This is a genomic window from uncultured Chloroflexus sp. (genome assembly GCF_937129525.1).
GTDB lineage: Bacteria > Chloroflexota > Chloroflexia > Chloroflexales > Chloroflexaceae > Chloroflexus.
Window position 1 is genome coordinate 1 of record NZ_CAKZNK010000102.1, and the last position, 4,835, is coordinate 4,835.

The following is a 4,835-nucleotide window of genomic DNA, read 5'->3' on the forward strand; positions in this document are numbered from 1 at the left end:
CGGCGCGCACCGGTCAGGCAGACGGCGCGGGGCGGGTCAGGGGCGCGCACCGGTCAGGCAGACGGCGCGGGGCGGGTTTCAGCGGCGCGCACCGGTCAGGCAGACGGCGCGGGGCGTCGGCGTGGTGGTAGTCGGCGCGAGCAAAGGGCGACGGGCGCGCAATGCCCTTCGCCACATTGGTGACACGTTTCCTGGAGAATTCCGGTTCGGTAACCTGGTTTCTCTTTGCTGGCGCGCTGCGCCACTTCTTTGTTGACAACCCGCTCACTTCCTGCTATATTAGTGTGATAATTACACTAATATCGCGAGGATTGCTATGAACGGCGCGCAGCTCCGCACTGCTACCGGTATCCTCTTCACCGATCAATATCAACTCACCATGGCCCAGCTCTACTTTCGCATGGGTATCCACGAACGAACGGCTCAATTCGACCATTTCTTTCGCCAGCCGCCGCATTACGGTCTGCATTCAGCCGGTTACTGTATCGCTGCCGGTCTCGAATGGCTGCTCGATTGGATGGAGACGGCCTCGTTTGGCTCCGATGAAATCGAGGTCTTGCGCAGCCAGCGTAATCGAGCGGGTAAGCCGGTTTTCGGCGAAGATTTTCTGGCCTACCTGCGCAATCACGGCAATTTCGGCGGGATCTCTCTGTGGGCGGTGCCGGAGGGTCGGGTGGTGCATGCGCAGGCGCCGATGACAATCGTGCGCGGGCCGTTGTTGATGGCACAAATCCTTGAGACGGCGCTTCTCAACCATCTCAATTATCAGACGCTGGTGGCGACAAAGGCGAGTCGGATCCGCGAGGCGAGTGGGGCGAGCACAGTGCTCGAGTTTGGTCTGCGCCGCGGGCAGGGGTTAGGCGCCAATGCCGGCACACGCGCCGCTTTGATCGGTGGGGCCGATTTTACCTCAAATGTTGGTCTGGCCCATACGATCGGTCAAACGGCCAGGGGAACGCACGCTCACGCGATGGTGCAGTCGTTCCTGGCGCTCGGTATGAGCGAACTTGATGCCTTCCGCGCCTATGCCGAAGTCTACCCGGATGACTGTCTGTTGCTGGTAGATACGATCGATACCCTGCATAGCGGCGTGCCAAATGCAATCCGCGTCTTTGAAGAGCTGCGGGCAAAGGGGCATAAGCCGGTTGGAGTGCGACTCGATTCGGGTGATCTGGCTTACCTCGCCATTCAGACGGCGCTCATGCTGGATCGGGCCGGCTTTCCCGATACCGTGATCGTGCTCTCGAACGATCTTGATGAGCTGGTGATCTGGCAGATTCGGAGCCAGATTGCCCAGGAAGCGCCGCGTTATCATGCCGATGCCGATGCGATCATTCGCCGACTTGTGTACGGTGTGGGCACCCGGCTGGTTACCTCACACGGCGAGGGAGCGTTAGGGGGGGTCTACAAGCTGGTTGCATTGCATGATGGGCGCGAATGGCGTCCGGCGATTAAAATTGCCGAGAGCGCCGCCAAATTGACCAACCCCGGCCTCAAGCGAGTCTGGCGTCTGTACGACGAGCGAGGCAAGGCAACGGCTGACCTGATTGCGCTTGAAGACGAAGATCCCATGCGCGAGGAGGTGATCCGGTTGCGCCATCCAAGCGATCATACGCGCCAGCGCGCGGTAAAGCGCGCCGATCTGACCGGGATCGAGCCACTGCTCGAACCAGCTATGCTTGATGGTCGTCGGGTGGCCGCACCGTTGCCGCTCGAACAGATGCGGGCCCGTCGTCATGCTGATGTTGAGCGACTTGATCTCGGTGTGCGACGGATTATGAATCCGCACATTTACCACGTCTCGCTCAGTCAGCGTTTGTGGGATCTGAAACAAGAGTTGCTTGCGCAATTGCAACAATAAGAGTGTTTCCGATGCGCCATCGCGTTGGGGCTAACCTCTTCCCCGGTGTGCTATACTAAGAATGAAGCCGACGCATGACGAGCCGCCGCTGGGGTTTTCCCCAGAGGAACTTCCCGACTCCCCGCCCGCCGCAAGGCGGAAGGCTGCCTCGCGAAACAGCAAGCGAGGGCGCCAGTTGAGCAATCGACTGGTGACGCAAGACGGCAACAGAGAACAGTCCCGCCGGGCAACCGGTAAGGGGTGAAACGGTCGGGTAAGAGCCGACCAGCGCCGGCAGTAATGTCGGCGGCTAGGCGACTGCGCCGGCTGATGGGGAGCAAGGTGCGTGGGGCGGGCTTATCGGTGGGAGAATGTGGTGTGACCGCATTCGTTGTACCACCTCGTTCGCTCGCATCGCCGCCACGACGGCAATCCGGGTAACACCCGGCGCGCCAGGAGTGGCCGCTGCCCGGCAGCGAGAGAGATGGCGGCTTAGAACAGAATCGGGGGTACGGTCATGCGTCGGCGTGTTTCCCTACCATCCGTGATGCGGCAACAGTCGGTAAGTCGCAGAAGAAGGTGGAACCCTCGCCAGGAGTGCTCTCAACGCCAATTCTGCCTCCCATGTAGGTGATCAGGCGACGACAGATCGCAAGCCCGAGGCCAATGCCCTGCTCGCGTTTTCCATTCGGCGACCGGACACGCTGAAATTCCTCGAAGATGCGCTCTTGATCTGCGGGCGCGATGCCAATGCCGGTATCGCTGACCTTGATGCGCAGCCATTCTCCGCGCGGTTCAACGCTGATTTCAATCAGGCCATTCGGACGGTTAAACTTGATCGCATTGCTGATCAGATTGATCAAGACCTGTTCGAGACGGCCTGCGTTGGCTACGATCCGCGGTGTGTTGGGGAGCAGGTTTGTTTTTAAAGTGAGGTTGCGCTCGTGAGCCTGGGGTAGCATTTGACCAACTACGTTTTGAATAATTGCCTCTACATTAACCGGCTCAACCTCCATCGAAAGCTGACCGGCCTCCATGCGTGAAAATTCTAGAATGTCGTTGATCAGCCGCATCAAATTGAGGCTGGCCTGTTTCATATACCCAAGAGTCTCTTGCACTTCAGGACTCAACTCGCCAAGCACGCCCCGGCGCAGCATGTCGGTGTAACCGATAATTGAGGTCAACGGTGTGCGCAACTCGTGACTGACCATTGCGAGAAAACCGGTTTTAAGCCGGTCGGCGCGTTTTACTTCCTCGTACAGGCGAATTCGCACAATCGCATCGGTGATCAATTCGCCAATCGCAGTAGCCAGTTTTTCCAGCGTGGGGGTCATCGTCTTGGGCGCGTTGGTTGCCAGCCCTAGAATGCCGGTGGCATAGTGTTCGTGGCGCAACGGCACCAGCAGCAACGATTGCAATCCCTCCCGACGCAAACCTTCCGCCAGCGGATCCTCAGCGTTTAATTCGGTCAGGTAGATAAAGGAAGGTTGGTCGCGCTCAATGCGTCTGATCAAGCTGACTGCCGCATTTCCGTCAATGACCTGACCTTGCAATGAGCCGATGCCGTGAGTGGTGTGATCAACGACCACTGTAATAGTTGTCTGTGATTCGCCGATCAAGCCAATCGATACCCGCTCCCACTGGCCATCTTGCACGATCATGCGCGCGATAGTATCGAGCAAAGAACCGGTTTCTTGAGCCGTATTGGCGCTGCGGGCAATTGCATTGATCAGGCGAAGAGCGGCAATATGACTGATCCGCTCTTGTTCGGCCCGAATCCGTTCACTCACATCGCGGATGAGCAACAGTGTGCCGGTGGTGATCCCGGTTGCCGTTTGGAGCGGTCGGATGCGCACTTCGATTGCCTGTGTGCCGTTATCGAAGATGGTCGGTCGTGTTGACGCTGTCACCGTAGTGGTGAGCAGTAGTTGCAGATCGCGGCCAAACGGCGAATTGACCACCAGTTGAGCCAGCGGTCGTCCGATCCAGCGTTCACTGCTAATACCCAATAAGCGAGGGGCGTGCTGATTGATCTCGGCTACCAGGCCACGACTATCGAGAATGATCAGTCCATCGGGTAGACTGGCGATCACCTCTTGCTCGGCCAGCGGCGCAAGATCGAAGAGGCGATAACGCATTGTGGTATAGATACCCACGGCTGCCGAGATAAAGAGCAGCACGGGTGTGGGATCGTCATTCCATGGCATCTTTACCCCGCTCAAGAAGACAACGTTCCCAATAGCAGGGATCAATGCAGCCGTGAGCATTAATCGCGCATGGTAACGGTGGACAGGCGGCGACTGCCAGGATGCGCGAGCCAGCACCAGAATGCCAATCGCCAGGCAAACATAAGCGTAGATACTGTGAAACCAAAAGGCCGGCCCGCGTGTTACCGAAAGCCAGAGGAACGGACGCGAGGTGTCTGCTTCAACTGTTGACCACCAGAGGTAATGGAGATTGTTGGTTAGCGCCAGCACCAGCGCAACCAATTCAGGAACGAAGATTCCGCGCCGGATCCAGCGCGGCACACGCCACCACTCACCCGAATAGGCGAGCGCGATCAGGAGCCAGCATGGCCCGATCAACACAATTCCAACATTTTGCAGCAATGACCAGAAGAGAGTGCCTTCAAAGGTTGTATCGGCAATACTCAGCGCGTGGCAGGCGTTCCACCAGGCAATGGCAACTAACAAGAGTGTAAACGGTCGTCCGCCGCGATAGTAGCGGTGTTGCCACATCAGTATGGCCAGAGCGGCAGCGCTCACCGCCGGAATGAGATATATCATAACGAAGGGTATGACCGCCATGCCTGTTTACACCTTAGCGAGAGCAACCTCTAACCCCGTTTGAATCACCTGATTATTGTACTTTATATGAATAAACGGCGAAAGCAAATTTTTATAACATAAGAGTCTGTTGGCTATCGGCTATCGGCTATCGGCTATCGGCTATCGGCTATCGGCTATCGGCTTGTCGATCGCAATCAGATATGCTA

Annotated in this window: 3 protein-coding genes; 2 read left to right on the top strand and 1 reads right to left on the bottom strand. The window is 57.6% G+C overall.

All coding sequences use genetic code 11. The annotated features are described in order from the left end of the window. Positions 1-183: hypothetical protein (locus Q0650_RS13240; protein ID WP_298819708.1), on the top strand; the 183-nt coding region annotated here is incomplete at its 5' end. Between the two features lie 133 nt (positions 184-316). Beyond that, positions 317-1,861 carry a nicotinate phosphoribosyltransferase gene (locus tag Q0650_RS13245; RefSeq protein WP_298819710.1) on the top strand — a complete coding sequence of 515 codons (1,545 nt, stop codon included), beginning with the start codon at positions 317-319 and terminating at the stop codon, positions 1,859-1,861. Positions 1,862-2,355: 494 nt separating this feature from the next. On the opposite strand, the gene Q0650_RS13250 is transcribed toward Q0650_RS13245, so the two are convergent. Beyond that, positions 2,356-4,647: a histidine kinase N-terminal 7TM domain-containing protein gene (locus Q0650_RS13250; RefSeq protein WP_298819712.1), complete on the bottom strand. Its 2,292-nt coding sequence runs from the start codon at positions 4,645-4,647 to the stop codon at positions 2,356-2,358. Positions 4,648-4,835: the final 188 nt, after the last annotated feature.